The 15,438-nt window shown below is 45.7% G+C and carries 16 protein-coding genes; 15 read left to right on the forward strand and 1 reads right to left on the reverse strand.

All coding sequences use genetic code 11. The features are described 5' to 3' along the window. Positions 1 to 61 precede the first annotated feature (61 nt). From ASG81_RS27500 to ASG81_RS27520, 5 genes are all read left to right on the forward strand, one after another. On the forward strand, positions 62 to 535 hold the full coding sequence (locus ASG81_RS27500; protein WP_056642249.1) for a thiol-disulfide oxidoreductase DCC family protein: 474 nt from the start codon (positions 62 to 64) through the stop codon (positions 533 to 535). Next, a complete protein-coding gene (locus tag ASG81_RS27505; RefSeq protein WP_056642252.1) occupies positions 525 to 1,457 on the forward strand; it encodes a DoxX-like family protein in 933 nt (310 codons plus the stop codon). Before ASG81_RS27500 ends, ASG81_RS27505 begins: the two co-directional genes overlap by 11 nt. Beyond that, a complete protein-coding gene (locus tag ASG81_RS27510; protein WP_056642255.1) occupies positions 1,457 to 2,134 on the forward strand; it encodes a DUF4166 domain-containing protein in 678 nt (225 codons plus the stop codon). Before ASG81_RS27505 ends, ASG81_RS27510 begins: the two co-directional genes overlap by 1 nt. Positions 2,135 to 2,266: 132 nt before the next feature. Next, complete coding sequence (locus ASG81_RS27515) at positions 2,267 to 3,142, forward strand: radical SAM/SPASM domain-containing protein (protein ID WP_056642258.1); 876 nt, start codon at positions 2,267 to 2,269, stop codon at positions 3,140 to 3,142. A 409-nt stretch (positions 3,143 to 3,551) separates the two neighbouring features. Further along, complete coding sequence (locus ASG81_RS27520; protein WP_056642261.1) at positions 3,552 to 4,394, forward strand: undecaprenyl-diphosphate phosphatase; 843 nt, start codon at positions 3,552 to 3,554, stop codon at positions 4,392 to 4,394. Between the two features lie 57 nt (positions 4,395 to 4,451). On the opposite strand, the gene ASG81_RS27525 is transcribed toward ASG81_RS27520, so the two are convergent. Then, positions 4,452 to 5,663 carry a voltage-gated chloride channel family protein gene (locus tag ASG81_RS27525; RefSeq protein WP_155971998.1) on the reverse strand — a complete coding sequence of 404 codons (1,212 nt, stop codon included), beginning with the start codon at positions 5,661 to 5,663 and terminating at the stop codon, positions 4,452 to 4,454. A 645-nt stretch (positions 5,664 to 6,308) separates the two neighbouring features. Between ASG81_RS27525 and ehuB the strand changes: the two genes are divergently transcribed. The 10 genes from ehuB (at position 6,309) to ASG81_RS27575 (ending at position 15,259) form a co-directional block, all read left to right on the forward strand. Next, positions 6,309 to 7,172 carry an ectoine/hydroxyectoine ABC transporter substrate-binding protein EhuB gene (gene ehuB / locus ASG81_RS27530; RefSeq protein ID WP_442952967.1) on the forward strand — a complete coding sequence of 288 codons (864 nt, stop codon included), beginning with the start codon at positions 6,309 to 6,311 and terminating at the stop codon, positions 7,170 to 7,172. Continuing rightward, positions 7,141 to 7,824 carry an ectoine/hydroxyectoine ABC transporter permease subunit EhuC gene (gene ehuC / locus ASG81_RS27535; protein WP_235549056.1) on the forward strand — a complete coding sequence of 228 codons (684 nt, stop codon included), beginning with the start codon at positions 7,141 to 7,143 and terminating at the stop codon, positions 7,822 to 7,824. The genes ehuB and ehuC overlap by 32 nt, the downstream gene beginning before the upstream one ends. Positions 7,825 to 7,833: 9 nt before the next feature. Continuing rightward, the gene (ehuD, locus tag ASG81_RS27540; protein ID WP_056642267.1) at positions 7,834 to 8,514 is read left to right on the forward strand and encodes an ectoine/hydroxyectoine ABC transporter permease subunit EhuD; all 681 of its coding nucleotides are present in this window, start codon (positions 7,834 to 7,836) and stop codon (positions 8,512 to 8,514) included. 50 nt (positions 8,515 to 8,564) lie between these two features. Then, a complete protein-coding gene (gene ehuA, locus ASG81_RS27545) occupies positions 8,565 to 9,365 on the forward strand; it encodes an ectoine/hydroxyectoine ABC transporter ATP-binding protein EhuA (RefSeq protein ID WP_056642534.1) in 801 nt (266 codons plus the stop codon). A 56-nt stretch (positions 9,366 to 9,421) separates the two neighbouring features. After that, complete coding sequence (gene ectA / locus ASG81_RS27550) at positions 9,422 to 9,925, forward strand: diaminobutyrate acetyltransferase (RefSeq protein ID WP_235549057.1); 504 nt, start codon at positions 9,422 to 9,424, stop codon at positions 9,923 to 9,925. Positions 9,926 to 9,963: 38 nt separating this feature from the next. Then, on the forward strand, positions 9,964 to 11,295 hold the full coding sequence (gene ectB, locus ASG81_RS27555) for a diaminobutyrate--2-oxoglutarate transaminase (RefSeq protein ID WP_056642271.1): 1,332 nt from the start codon (positions 9,964 to 9,966) through the stop codon (positions 11,293 to 11,295). Positions 11,296 to 11,342: 47 nt separating this feature from the next. Continuing rightward, complete coding sequence (locus ASG81_RS27560) at positions 11,343 to 11,729, forward strand: ectoine synthase (RefSeq protein ID WP_056642274.1); 387 nt, start codon at positions 11,343 to 11,345, stop codon at positions 11,727 to 11,729. Between the two features lie 24 nt (positions 11,730 to 11,753). Next, positions 11,754 to 12,662 carry an ectoine hydroxylase gene (thpD, locus tag ASG81_RS27565; RefSeq protein ID WP_081417626.1) on the forward strand — a complete coding sequence of 303 codons (909 nt, stop codon included), beginning with the start codon at positions 11,754 to 11,756 and terminating at the stop codon, positions 12,660 to 12,662. A gap of 3 nt (positions 12,663 to 12,665) precedes the next feature. Beyond that, positions 12,666 to 13,187, forward strand: coding sequence for a DUF2179 domain-containing protein (locus ASG81_RS27570; protein ID WP_056642277.1), 522 nt, complete (start codon positions 12,666 to 12,668; stop codon positions 13,185 to 13,187). A 128-nt stretch (positions 13,188 to 13,315) separates the two neighbouring features. Then, positions 13,316 to 15,259 carry an ATP-dependent DNA helicase gene (locus ASG81_RS27575; RefSeq protein ID WP_056642279.1) on the forward strand — a complete coding sequence of 648 codons (1,944 nt, stop codon included), beginning with the start codon at positions 13,316 to 13,318 and terminating at the stop codon, positions 15,257 to 15,259. Positions 15,260 to 15,438 lie beyond the last annotated feature (179 nt).

Consider the following 15,438-nt stretch of genomic DNA (forward strand, 5'->3'; position numbering starts at 1 on the left):
ATGGAACTGCCTGAAGGGCGGTACTTGCGCTTAAAATGAGTAGGAGAGGAAGCGATCGAGAATGAGAATGGATGGAACGAAATTAAATAAGGATGAACCTGCCGTGCTGCTCATTGATGGACAATGTTTACTCTGTAATAGAATCACTCATTTTGTAGCGAAAAGAGACAAAGCGCGAGCCTTTCAGTTCGCGATGCTGCAATCTCCAATCGGGCAACAGCTGCTAATTAAAGAGAATTTTCCTTTAGATGATATCGATACATTCGTAATGGTACAGGGGGAGCAGTACTATACGAAATCAGATGCAGCGCTGCGTGTTTTTCGCAAGCTCGATGGATGGTGGCGGATATTGTATTTGTTTATCGTTGTACCGCCGGCTTGGAGAAATCTCGTTTATGATATCATTGCCCGAAATCGATATCGTATGTTTGGGAGGACAGACGTTTGCTTATTGCCGACGCCTGAGCTGATGGGAAGATTTATGGAGTATGGTGCTCAGGCTGTAAACACGGAGGAGATCACGGTTGAAAAATAAACCGATCTATGTTGAGCTGGATATCGGTGCTTCAATCGAGGAGCTGTGGGAGCATACGCAATCGCCTCAGCTGCATAAACAATGGGATCTTCGTTTTTCAGAAATACAATATTTACCGAAGTTGAATGAGTCAGAAGGACAAAAATTTTTATATGAAACGAGAATAGGATTTGGGTTGAAAATATCAGGCACGGGTGAAACGGGCAATACTTTTGATCATCACAAAGCGGAACGTTTATCTACCTTATCCTTCGCCTCAGAGCAGCCGATCTCCTTAATTCGTCATGGCGGCGGTTACTGGAGATATAAGGACAACGGAGATAAGCTTACGTTTATTACCTTGTATGATTATAAAACTCGTTATGGGTTCGCAGGACGCATGCTGGATCAATTTGTGTTCCGACCTCTGTTCGGATACGCCACCGCATGGAGCTTTGATCGGTTGCGCATTTGGCTGGAGGATCGTATTCCGCCTTCCGTCATTGCCGAGCGAGCATTCATTCATTATTTGAGCGTAATTTTCGTTATGCTGCTTTGGTGCTATGAGGGACTTGTACCGAAGCTTCTTTTTCCGGAAGCAGGAGAGCTGCATATGTTGAAGCAAATAGGCTGGTTTGAAGGGATGGAGCTGCAAACGGTTCAGCTGATAGGCGCCCTGGAAATTGGTTTTGGAGTGATATCTGCATTCCTGCACAGGAAAAAGTGGATTCTAATGGTTCAACTTTTCGCGCTTCTTGCATTAACCGCTCCAGCGATTCTATTTACACCAGAACTGCTCAGGTCGCCTTTTAATCCGATTACGCTTGCTTTACCGATGATTGGTTTATGTTTGACTGCCAATTGGAGCAGACGTCATTTACCACAGGCAAGCCGCTGCAAACGCAAGTACAAACCGTCTCATACGGCTAGGGGGAGTTCTTGATGAAATCGATCTATGAGCAAGCGCTGGGTGCGGACTTCCAGAAGCTGCATCCTCGGATTCAGCAGCGTTTTGGCTTAAGCAGCCATGACAGGGCAGCATCGATAGGCCACGGCGTGATGCAGCGGATTTGGTATAACAAGCTCGTAGCGTTGCCGTTATTTATCGGTACGTTCCGCCACATTATGTTTCCTCAGGGTGGCAAGAACATTCCGTTTTCGATTGAAAACTTTGCGTATATTGATCGTTTTGGACGCGAGACGGTAACTTGGGTTCGTAAATTCAATTTTCCCCGCAGGTTAAGACATTTTGATGCAACGATGGTGTATAGCGGAGAGAGGGAGCTTATCGTTGACTATTTAGGCAATAAACAGCATTTGGCGGTAGATTTACAATTCTCCGTTACAGAAAACGGTGGTATTCGGGTGCGCTCAGGAGAGCAGCGGTTTTACGAGGGAGTGCTTCATTTCCGATTTCCAAGGCTGCTTACCGGCATCGCCGAGGTAAACGAGTGGTATGATGATCATGAAGGCTGCTACAAAATTACAGTAGACGTCCGCAATCCGATTATCGGACGGATTTTTCGTTACGAGGGCTCCTTTCAAGCCCATTTCATTCAGGCGCCGCCTGAAGCAATACCGGTCGGGATTCGTCCATTGCGCGACGAGAAACGGGAATAAACGGCTGCTGCCGTTTTTTCCTTTTTTGTCACAAGCTAGTTCTGCGTTGTATAATAGATTAGCAATCGAAAAGCAAAATTCAGGATTTCGTCACTTAGGCAGCTGAGCAATGGAGAACGGGGTAAAAGACAAATGAAAAAATTCAAAAAGTTTTATATAGAAACGACGAGCATATGCAATTTATCATGCAGCTTCTGTCCTCCTACGCTGCGTGCGAAAGGGTTTATTGAAGTGGAGGATTTCAAAAAAACACTAGATCAAATTAAACCGCACACCGATTATATCTACTTTCACGTGAAGGGTGAGCCGATGCTTCATCCTAAGATGGATGAGCTGCTCGATATTAGCCATGAGAAGGGCTTCAAAGTAAATATTACGTCTAATGGTACGCTTATAACGAAAAATAAACATAAGCTGTTAAACAAACCGGCGCTGCGCCAAATCAATTTTTCGCTCCATAGCTTTGACGGCCATGCGGGTTCGACCAATAAGGAAGGTTATCTGGCGGAAATATTGTCGTTCGTGAAGGAAGCGGTTGCCAGCAGCAATATCATTATTTCGTTTCGCTTATGGAACCTGGACATGGATAATGAAAAAAATCAGCAGAAGAACAAAAATCGCGAGCTGCTCGGCATGATCGAGAAGGCGTTTAATCTCGACTATAAAATTGAGGAAAAGTTCATTCCGGGGTCAGGCGTAAAAATCGCGGAGCGCATTTACTTAAACCAAGATCCGGAGTTCAAATGGCCGGATTTGAAGGAGCCCGAGTATAATGGCAAAGGCTTCTGTCATGCGCTGCGCAATCAAGCAGGCATTTTGATTGACGGTACGGTCATCCCGTGCTGCTTGGATGGCGAAGGCGTCATTAATCTGGGGAACATCCATCAAACTCATTTCTCGGAAATTATCGAAAATGAGCGGGCTACGCAGCTATACGACGGCTTCTCCAGACGGGAAGCGGTCGAGGAGTTGTGCCGGAAATGCGGCTACCGCCAGCGCTTCGGTTGACGCTAAGCGACAGTGACCATCAACTATGATTTGAGTGGTCGCCGTATGCTTCAATTCGATTCAACTTATAAACGGAGTCAAAAAATAAACCGTCTCACTCTAAAGTGAAACGGTTTATTTTTTGATCATGAATGATTTCCTTAAATAACGTTATCACTAGAGTCAGAGCAACCGTTGAATCATTTTTAAAATAAAAGCCGTTTATCCTTTTATTTTTGCCGATCGTTTATTGGAAAATCAGTTATTTTTAGTGCTCCCGTAGCTTGTCGATTTTAATCCTTTTCTATACACTGAGGACAGATTAGGAGAGCATCCATTTGTTGGCTTAGGTCACTTTATGGTATGATTTGTAACAAGCTGTTCTTTATCTTCATTCTATTATACAGAGAGATAGGAGAGTTAACCAAACATGGACTTTTTTACGATTTTAAAAGCGATTATTTTGGGATTGGTGGAAGGCGTGACGGAGTTTGCGCCCGTATCTTCGACGGGACATATGATCATCGTAGACGGTATGTGGCTCCAATCGGAACAGTATTTGACGAAATATGTAGCGAATACATTCAAAATCGTCATTCAGCTGGGTTCGATTTTAGCTGTAGTCATTATTTTCCGAGACCGGTTCTTAGAACTGCTAGGTTTGCGCCAAGGCAAACAGGATGAAGGGCAGTTGCCGTCCGGTCCCAAAAGCAAGCTAAAGCTTACGCATGTTCTTGTCGGTCTGCTTCCTGCTGGTGTATTAGGCCTTTTGTTTGATGACTACATCGATGAGTATTTATTTTCGATTAAGACCGTTCTATTCGGTCTCGTCATCGGCGCCGTACTTATGATTATTGCCGACCGCTTTAGACCGGCGAAGACAAAGGTGGAGACGGTCGACCAAATTACATACAAGCAGGCTCTTTCGGTCGGATTGATCCAATGCTTATCGCTTTGGCCGGGCTTCTCGCGTTCCGGCTCTACGATTTCAGGAGGAGTGCTGCTTGGGATGAGCCACCGCGCTGCGGCAGACTTCACGTTCATTATGGCGGTGCCGATTATGGCTGGAGCGAGCATGCTGTCACTGGCGAAAAACTGGCAATACTTCACGTTGGATACGTTGCCGTTTTTCATTGCCGGTTTCTTGAGCGCCTTCGTATTTGCACTTGTTTCTATCCGTTTCTTCTTGAAGCTGATTAATAAAATCAAGCTGGTACCCTTCGCGATTTACCGGATTGTGCTTGCTGTAATCATCTATATCGTTTATTTCTAAAAAAAATGGCCTGTGCCCGGAGTGGGCAGCAGGCCATTTTTATGCGCTGAAGAGGGGTCAGCCCGGCTTTTGAGCTTCGTAAATACCGATTCGACCCGAGCAGAGAAAAGCGATCACGCAGCCGATAAACAAATAAACAGCCCCTTCGGAGCCGAATAGCTCGATCCCCATTATGAAGCAGGCAATCGGCGTTTTGGCAGCTCCGCTAAATACGGAGACGAACCCGATAGCGGCAAGTAATGGTACCGGCACAGCGAGCAAGCCCGCAAGCGCACTACCAAGCGTTGAGCCGATGACAAATAGCGGCGTCACTTCACCGCCTTGGAAGCCTGTCCCTAAGGTAACGGCTGTAAAAAACGTCTTCAGCAGAAATACGAGCGGAGATACCGTTTCTTGAAACGACTGTTGAATGAGCGGGATGCCAAGTCCTAAATAATCCCGGGTTCCGATTGCGTAGACGAGCGCGATAATAATAAAACCGCCGACCGCGCTTTTTAATACCGGACTCGGAATCCTCCGGCTGAATTGCCGTTTGAGCCATCGTGTAAGCTGAGTGAAAAGCAAGGCTGCCAAGCCAAATAATACAGAAGCGGCAACGATCTTAGCTAATAACAGCCATTCGAGAGCAGGAACAACCCCTATCGAATAATGAATATGCTTAACTCCCCAGGCAGTGGTGATCAAATGGCCCACATAGCTGGCTATAAAGCAGGGAAGCAGCGCTTCATAGCTAATGATGCCGATTGCAAGCACCTCTAAGCCGAATATCGTACCCGCAAGCGGCGTGCCGAATACGGCGCCAAAGCCGCTGCTAATGCCGCACATGAGAATGATTTTTCGGTCGATCGGTTGTAATTTGATCAGCTTGCCGACCCATTCAGACAAGCTTCCGCCCATTTGAACGGCCGTGCCTTCCCGGCCAGCAGATCCCCCGAACAAATGTGTCATCAGCGTACCGAATAAGACAAGCGGAGCCATTCTTAAGGGAACCGCGCCGTTGCCGGAATGAATCTGCTCGATAATAAGATTATTTCCTCTTCCCGATTCTTTCCCGATCTTAAGATAGAGGAAGCTCACAAGAGCGCCGCCTGCGGGCAGCAGCCATAGCAGCCATGGATGTTGGATTTGCGTCTCCGTCACCCAGTCGAGGCTCGTAAGGAAGAGGGCGGAGGCAGAGCCTGACAGGATGCCGACTGTTCCGGCGAGCAGGAGCCATTTTAACATAAATTTAGCGATGGTGAGCGGCGCTAATTGTCGTGCATCAATCATGATGATAAACTCCTTTATTCTCCTCTGTACAAGAGTGCTCCAGGTAAACATATACTAGTATTATACAGCACCCTTGATAGAGGTAAAGAAAATCATCACAATGGTTTGGAGGATAGCAAGCATTCCTAAGCGACATAAGAAATCTAAATGAAGTAATAGATGTTGACGATGAAATAGAGCAAAGCCGTAATGAGAAGTAAAGGGTACGATAGCCGTACTTTTGTTACACTTTTAAAACTTGAATGAAGGAGTTTTTTGTCATCTCGACAAAAAACTCCTTTTTTCTTTTGGATACGCTAATCTATTTATAAAAAAAAATAATAAATATCACTCGCTTTTCGAAGAAGGCTGTAAAAAATCAAATAGAAAGTCATTTTCTGTTATGAACAACGAATGTATCAATAAACTCGGTTGAATTTATAAATAAAAATTATATAACATAACTCTTCGGATTTTTAAAATACCGTTTTGCTTACAATGTGGGAGGATATGGGAGGAACTAGATGAATCAGTCGGGTGACCTCATCTCTCACTAGGAGAGCTTTAAATTTGCTGAATTATCACTCAATTCTGGAAATGACCTCGTTGGGAATAGATGTTAGCCTTATAGGAGTTCGAAAATAAATGTAGAGGATGTGGAAGTACGTGAGGAAAGCTTTAGCTGTTTTAATGGCGATACCGATGTTGTTGTTGGCCGCTTGCGGAAACAACAGCGGGGACCAACTGGATACGCTATCACAAGCTAAGGAACAGGGGTACATTACTGTAGGATTCGCAAATGAGAACCCGTATGCCTACAAAAACGAGAGCGGCGAATTAACGGGGGAAGCTGTGGAAATTGCACGAGTTATTTTGAATCGACTAGGAATTAAAGAGTTAAAAGGGGAACTGACGGAATTTACTTCGCTGATTGCCGGGCTTCAAGCCGAGCGTTTTGACTTGATCACTGCCGGGATGTTCATAAATGAAAATCGCTGTAAAGCCGTGTTGTTTGCGGACCCGGAATACAGCATAGGAGAAGCTTTGGCAGTTAAAGCAGGCAACCCGCAAGGGTTAACCAGCTACCAAACGATAGCGGAGCAGCCGGATTTGAAGGTGGCGGTTATGGCGGGAGCAATAGAAGTAGAATATTTGAAGGCTGCTGGTGTATCGGATGAACAAATGCTTCAAGTGCCTGATCAGGATGCCGCGATCAGCGCACTTCAATCGGGACGCGCCGATGCGATGACCATGACAGGACCTGCTTTGCAATCACGTCTAGAGGCTGCGAATGACAGTGGATTGGAACGCGTTATGAATTTCGAACAACCTATGATGAATGGTGATAGCGTTCGCGGTTACGGCGCGACTGCATTTCGTTTTGGAGACGAGGCATTCCAAGAGGCATATAATGCAGAGCTTAACAAAATGAAGGAATCCGGCGAGCTGTTAGAAATATTAAAAAAATTCGGATTCACAGAGCAGGAGCTTCCACAAGATGCTACAGCTGAACAGCTCTGCAAGGCTTGAGATAAACATGCCATTGCACGAATGGCTGCCTTTATTGCTTGACGGGACATTGGTTACCGTTCAAGTTGGCATTTTATCTGCGATTGTATCATTGTTGCTTGCCGTAGGTGCTGGTTTAGGAAGCTTATCCCGATATGCCATTATAAGAGCCATTGCGAAGGCGTACGTAGAAATATTTCGAGCCTGTTCCTTGCTTGTTCTAATGTTTTGGGTCTACTTCGCACTGCCATTTCTACATATTGACCTTCCTAAGCTTATGGCGGCAGTGCTGGCTATAGGACTCAATATAGGTGCTTATGGAGCGGAAATTGTGCGGAGCAGCGTTGCAGCCGTTTCAAAGGGACAGCATGAAGCAGGTATTGCGCTGAATTTATCAGGAAACAAAAGAATAGTTCGTATTATTTTGCCTCAAGCAGCTGCGAGAATGATACCGCCATTTGGTAACTTAATGATCGAATTATTGAAGGCAACATCACTTGTGTACTTTATCACATTATCTGATTTGACATTTGCGGCGATGATATTGCGAAACAACTATTACATTTGGACGCCGCACATTTTCGGGTTGCTGCTGCTCATTTACTTTGTGCTCTCGTCCTGCATCTCCGTAACGTTCCGGTTGCTTGAGCGCAAGCTTACGGTATGGAGGTGATACAAGAGAATGTGGAAATGGGATTATGTTATTGAACTGCTTCCTATTTTTTCAAAAGCCTTTCCCGTCACACTAGGTGCAACTTTACTCGGTTTCGTTCTTTCGGTCTTCTTCGGTCTTTTATTAGCGTTTGCAGGACGCTCGGCCTTATGGCCGATTAGATGGATTTCCCGATCGATTGTTGAATTTATTCGCAGCACGCCGCTGCTCGTTCAAGTCTTTTTTCTTTATTTCAGTGTACCTATGCTAACATCGTTCGCGATGTCTGCCTTTGTAACCGGCATAATCGCACTTGGTCTTCATTACGGCACTTATATGTCCGAAGTATTTCGATCCGGTATCGATGCGGTACCCCGTGGTCAATGGGAAGCATCAACGGCGCTTCATTTATCGAAGAGAAAGACATGGGTATCTGTTATTTTACCTCAAGCGCTGCGGCCTGTTATCCCGATGATGGGCAATTATTTAATTGTGATTTTCAAAGAAACACCGACTTTGATGGCCATCACGCTTGTAGAGCTTCTTCTGACGGCAAAAAGCCAAGTATCTGTTTCCTATCGCGTATTTGAGCCATACACGATAGTTGGCCTCATATTCTTAGTCGTCAGTTTGATTTTTTCATTCGGTGTTCGCCGTTTGGAGAAGCGTTTGTTACAACGAAAGGAACGCGAGGGAGGTGAGAAACGATGAATGCACAGTTGGATAAAAGCTTCATAACCGAGCCGGAAAGCAACCTTCGAATGGAGTCGTCAACAGCACATGATGCATTGGTAAAGCCGAAACCGATTGTTAGTTTCCAATCCATACAGAAAAGTTTCGGTGATCTGCATGTCATTAAAGGAGTTGATTTAGATATTTATCCGGGAGAAAAGATCGCTCTCATTGGACCTAGCGGCTCCGGCAAGACTACGCTGGGACGAATGCTAATGACTCTGGAGGAACCGACATCAGGGACGATCTTGATTGATGATGAGCCGTTATGGCATACAGAGCCGAAGGGGAAACGGGTCCGCGCAAATGAAAAGCATTTACGGAAAATGCGCAGCAAGGTAGGGATGGTATTTCAGCATTTCAATCTATTCCCGCATATGAGTGTGATAAATAACGTTTCCATGGCGCCGCGCTCTGTACTAAAGCTTACGAAGGAACAGGCGGAGGAACGGGCGGTCATGATGCTTCGAAAGGTTGGACTCGAGGAGAAGCTTCACGTCTATCCTTCACAGCTTTCCGGCGGACAAAAGCAACGGGTTGCCATTGCAAGAGCGCTAGTCATGCAGCCTAAGGTCATGGTGTTCGATGAAGTAACCTCCGCTCTTGATCCCGAGCTTGTTGGCGAAGTATTGACCGTAATCAAAGAAATTGCCTACGAAGGTCAAATGGCGATGATGCTTATTACGCACGAAATGGAATTTGCCCGCGAGGTAGCGGATCGCGTTATATTCGGAGCGGATGGTCTTATCATCGAGCAAGGTACTCCCGAGGATATTTTTACTAATCCGCAGAGTGAACGACTGCAAGCCTTTTTGAAACGATTTTTGTAAATGAATTCGTTTATATGGGAGCTGCTGCCAAGGAGGTGAGAAGGATAAAGACTACTGTGACGGATGAGATTCAAGTACGTGCAACAACCGAGAGTGACGGCTCAGCCGTTTGGCAACTCATTAAGAAATCCGGTGCGTTAGATTTGAATTCGTCTTACTGCTATATCATGCTTTGCGATATTTTTAAAGAGACTTGTGCTGTCGCTTGCAAGGGCACTGAGATTGTTGGCTTTATGTCAGCCTATCGGCGGCCCGATCAGCCAGATACCCTTTTTGTTTGGCAGGTTGCCGTTAATGAGCAGACAAGAGGACGGGGTATTGCCAAAGCCATGCTGCAGGAGCTATTGAATCGTAAGGGAAATAAGTTACCTATACGGTATGTCGAAGCTACTGTGGGACCTCACAATATTCCTTCCAGAAGGCTATTTACGGGACTAGCCGGGAAACAGGGAACCGAATGTAAAATAGTTGAGCACTACGGGCAAAGCCTCTTTCCTGAAGGGATAAATCATGAGCCTGAGCTGTTGTTTCGAATTGGTCCGCTTAGAGACCGAAGTTAGACCTGTTAGATTTTAATGACAAACGGGGAGGTTTTACAATGGATCAAATACAAGATGGAAAAGATAATATGAAAGTTTTTAATCAAATGGAATCCGAGGTACGAAGCTACTGCCGCAGCTTCCAAACGGTTTTTACTACAGCAAGGAATGCAAAAATGTGGGATGTAAACGGTAAAAGCTACATCGATTTTTTTGCAGGGGCAGGAGCATTGAATTATGGGCATAATGATTCCCGCATCCGGACAAAGCTTATTGAATATTTGATGGAGGATGGGGTCACGCACAGCTTGGATATGGCTACCAAAGCGAAAGAAAATTTTCTCTTAACATTTAAAAAGACGATTTTGGAGCCGCGCGGACTTCAGTATAAGGTGATGTTTCCAGGCCCGACGGGTACAAACTCGGTGGAAAGCGCAATGAAAACGGCACGTAAAGTGACGGGTAGAACGAATATCATTTGTTTTACGAATGCGTTTCATGGCATGACGCAAGGATCCCTGTCTGCAACGGGCAATCGGTTTAAACGAAAAGGCGCCGGCTTATTTTTAAGCGGTACGACCTTCATGCCATATGACGGATATTTTGGAGATTCGATCGATACATCTGCGATGCTGGAGAAGCTTCTTGATGATCCCGGAAGCGGAATCGATTATCCAGCAGCGGTAATTTTGGAAACTTTGCAGGGTGAAGGCGGACTTAATAGCGCTTGCACATCATGGCTGCAAAATGTGGAACGAATTTGCCGAAAGCATCAAATGCTTCTCATTGTCGATGACGTACAGATGGGCTGCGGCCGAACGGGAACATTTTTCAGCTTTGAAGAGTCGGGTATAAAACCGGATATTGTATGTTTGTCGAAATCCATTGGCGGCTATGGGCTTCCGCTTGCGCTCACGTTAATTAAGCCAGAGCATGATATCTGGAATCCGGGTGAGCATAATGGGACGTTTCGCGGGAATAATCTTGGCTTTGTGGCAGCTGCCGAAGCGCTCCGATATTGGGAATCGGATGAGTTTCAAAAGGACATCAAACGAAAGTCCGACGTCATCTATACTTGTCTGAGTAAGCAGGCGGCGGACTATCCGGAATGGATAAGCGAAATTAAAGGTACGGGATTTATACAAGGGATGAGCTTCCGAGAGCCGGAGATGGCTTCGAAAGTATGTAAAGAAGCGTTCCGAAACGGTCTGATCATGGAAACCTCGGGACCGTTCGACGAAGTAGCCAAGCTAATGCCGCCTTTAACGATTGAGGACGAAGTCTTGAAGAAGGGGCTCGCAGTCATTGAGGAAGCATTGAAGAAGGTAATAGAAAGTGAAGAGAGAAGCAAAGCCAAGACGATAGCGGATAAGGTAGAAGTGAAGGTTTAATGAAGCAATTAATCATTTCGGCTTATTGAATAGGACGGTGACAGAAAATGATTGTAAAACATTTGGATGATGTTATTCAAACGAAGGATGATATCGATACGCAAACTTGGAATTCCCGAAGGCTGCTGCTCAAGAAGGACGGGATGGGCTTCTCTATGCATGATACGCTGATTAAAGAAGGAACAGAAACGCTTATTTGGTATCGTAATCATGTAGAAGCCGTGTATTGCGTGGAAGGCGATGGAGAAATAGAAGTTGTCGGAGGCGGTACCTACAAGATAAAAGAAGGAACGCTGTATGCGCTTAATGGTCATGAGAAGCATCTGCTTCGGGCCAATAGTCAAATGAGAATGATTTGTGTGTTCAATCCTCCGTTAACGGGCGATGAGGTGCATGATGCAGATGGTGTTTATCCTATAGTAGAAGCCAACTAAGCTAATTTACGAGGAGTGATTGATATGAATCGAATCATGAGAGATGAGAAAATGGTAAAACAAGGCTTAGAGGATAAGTATCCTTCCAGAATCGAGGATAAGCCTGTTGTGATGAAGCGTGAGGATGACGTACTCTATTCGGAATGGACCGCGAAAAGTCCTCTGAGCAAGGAGCAATCCGATTTTTACGAGAAAAACGGCTTCTTGGTTTTGGATCGATTTTTCTCTGAGTTGGAATTGTCCGAATGGCGAACAGAGTTGAAAAGACTAAATGAGATATATCGCGAGGAAGAAGCGGAGCACGTCATTTTGGAACCGGAGAGCAGAGAAGTGCGGTCGGTCTTCGCTGTTCATGACAACAATGAAAAGTTCAAGCAGCTGGCTGCTCATCCAAAGCTCGCAGCAATCGCAAATTATTTGCTTGGCTCCGATACTTATATTCATCAATCCCGCATTAATTTCAAACCAGGCTTTACGGGGAAAGAATTTTATTGGCACTCGGATTTCGAGACCTGGCATGTGGAGGATGGCATGCCTTCCATGCGGGCGTTTAGCTGCTCCATCGCGCTCGAGGATAACTTTCAGCATAACGGGCCTTTGATGGTCATTCCCGGCTCCCACAAGAAATTTATTTCCTGCATAGGGAAGACGCCCGACAATCATTTCAAGCAATCACTTCGCCGTCAAGAATACGGCGTTCCTGATCCACATAGTCTGAAAATGCTGAACAAGGAGGGCGGAATTCATACGATTACCGGAAAAGCTGGGTCCATCGTTTTGTTTGATTGTAATACGATGCACGGCTCTAATAGCAACATTACACCTGATCCGCGAAGCAATGTATTTCTCGTATATAATAGTACGGAAAATAAACTGCAGCAGCCTTACTCTGGTCAGAAGCCGCGGCCTCGTTACATCGCTTCACGAGAGTAGGCAATGAGCACGCTGCTCCTAGTCGGGTCGATCATCGGCATTAATATCGCTTATGTGTCTTTGTTTACGCTGCGCCTTATCTTTTCGATAAAAGGAAGGAGAGGCGCGGCTTCCCTCCTTGCGATGCTCGAGGTTTTTATTTATTTAGCAGGCTTGAATCTGGTTCTGCAGAATCTGTCCAATCCGGTTAATATGGCTGCTTATTGTCTTGGCTTCGGTGCTGGTGTCTATCTGGGTAGCCGGATCGAGGAATATATGGCGCTTGGCTATTCCGTCGTGCAGGTTATCGCCGATTCTGTTGAAACCAAGCTGCCGGACAAGCTTAGAAGCTACGGCTATGGCGTGACGTCATGGGCTGCGGATGGCCGGGATGGCAAACGCTTGGTCATGCAAGTACTCGTCAAACGAAGCAATGAGAAAAAGCTTATGGACAGCATAGCGGTAGAAGCGCCGCGGGCGTTCGTCATTTCCCACGAACCAAGACAATTCAAAGGCGGCTTCTGGACGAAAATGATCGAGAGGTAGCTCCATTTTATTTGACTAAACATAAGTTCTAATGGTATATTGGAATGTATGCTTAGGAGATGATTTGCACAAACGGCTGCGTGCTTGCACGCAGCCGTTTGTGCCTATTATATGGAGGCCAGCAACCCGTGAATAAATATCCGTTTGATTTTGACCCGAAACAGCCCTTTATCCAGCAGGCTAGCGATTGGATTGCCGATGTTTTTTATGAGAAGCTGCCCGAGGCCGGCTTTGAAATTAGAGACGAACAAATTTATATGGCCTTTCAATTGGAACGAGCCTATGCGGATAAACAAACCATTTTTGCGGAAGCGGGAGTGGGTACCGGCAAGACATTCGTATACCTGCTGTATGCGATCAGCTATGCTCGTTATACGAGAAAGCCGGCCATTATTGCTTGTGCCGATGAATCGTTAATCGAGCAGCTTGTGAAGCCCGAAGGCGATATCGCGAAGCTAGCCCGCCACTTGGATTTAACGATCGACGCCAGATTAGGGAAATCCCCAGATCAGTATATTTGTTTGAATAAGCTGGACGATGCAAGAGCAGGACAAGATCATGCAGAGCTGTTCGATAGTATTTATCGTGACCTTCCCAGCTTCGTGAATAAGCCGGATTCGATGCAAAGCTTCCACCATTACGGAAATCGCAAGGACTATCCAAGCTTAAATGACGAGCAGTGGAATAAGATAGGCTGGGATGTATTCCAGGACTGCTTGGTGTGTGATGTCAGACATCGCTGCGGCCAAACGCTATCACGCGACCATTACCGCAAAGCGGCAGATGTCATCATATGCTCCCATGATTTTTATATGGAGCATATTTGGACTTATGAGGCTAGAAAGCGCGAAGGCCAGCTGCCTCTGCTGCCAGAGCATAGCTCGGTCGTCTTCGACGAGGGACACTTGCTTGAAACAGCTGCACAGCAAGCGTTAACGTATAAGCTGAATCATGCCGTATTTGAAGGAATCGTTACGCGCCTGCTCCAAGAAGAGATTCGGGAATCGCTTGCTGTAGCCGTAGAGGATGCCATTACCCAAAGCGAATATTTGTTTAAAATGATGAACAAGCACAGTAAGAAGGTGCCGGCTTCGGACCGAAAGGAAATCGTTTGGAGCACTGAGCTTATGCGCGAAATTAATCGTTTGCAGGATACGCTATCGGTCATTGAAGAAGAGCTCGTATTTGAAAGCGGCTTATATACGATTGATACGTATCAGTTGAAAATTGTCGAAGAGCATTTGGAAATGATACAATTTGCGCTTTCCTTATTCAAGAAAGAAGACAAGCCGATTTGCTGGGTGTCGCAGGATAAGGAAGGAATCTCACTCGTTATCATGCCGAAATGGGTGAAGGAAGTATTGAAGGAGCAAGTATTTTCCCGTAAAATGCCAATCGTATTTTCATCCGCGACGCTTTCGGTTAACGGCTCATTCGATTATATGATGGATATTTTAGGAATGGAAAGCTCCTTGTCCTTTTCGGTGCCATCTCCTTATGATTATGAGCACCAAATGACGGTGGCAAGCCCAACGGTTAATCATTTAATGGGGTTAAACGATAAGGTAGAGGAAGCCTATCGATTGCTAAAGCAATCAGGCGGAAGAACGCTTATTTTATTCCCGTCCATGGAGCAATTAGAGCAGTTCAAGGCTGCATCGGATATGCATGCTGATTCTTCGGCCTATACCTTCTTGTATGAGGGCTCAAGCGAAATTAGCTATCTGATTGAGCAGTTTCAAAATGATGAAGCGAGTATTTTATGCGCGGTAACGCTCTGGGAAGGTTTAGATATTCCAGGGCCGTCCCTCTCGCAGGTCATTATGTGGGAGCTGCCGTTTCCGCCGAACGATCCGTTATTCGCGGCGAGACGGAATGATTCGGATTCGCCCTTTGAGAAGGTGGACATGCCTTACATGCTGCTGCGTCTCAGACAGGGAATCGGGCGTTTGATCCGAACTCGGGAGGATAGCGGTAAAATCGTTATTTTCGGCGAAAAAATGAATGACAGCTATGTGCGGGAGCAGGTTGGGAACGTACTGCCGAAAGGCGTAACGCTTAGTAATTGCTAAAAAGGTAATAAATGGATAATGCTAGAAGAAGGGGGATACCCTTCTTCTTTTTTTTTCTTTGTAATCGTATGTATAGTGGTTTATAACCTTCTTTTTACGGCGAAAATGCTCATAATTCGACAAAGTTTATTGAGATAAGGAGCAGATGCCCATTGTTTTACCGCGATATCATCCACATT

Source organism: Paenibacillus sp. Soil522, assembly GCF_001428245.1.
In the GTDB taxonomy this organism is placed as follows: domain Bacteria; phylum Bacillota; class Bacilli; order Paenibacillales; family Paenibacillaceae; genus Pristimantibacillus.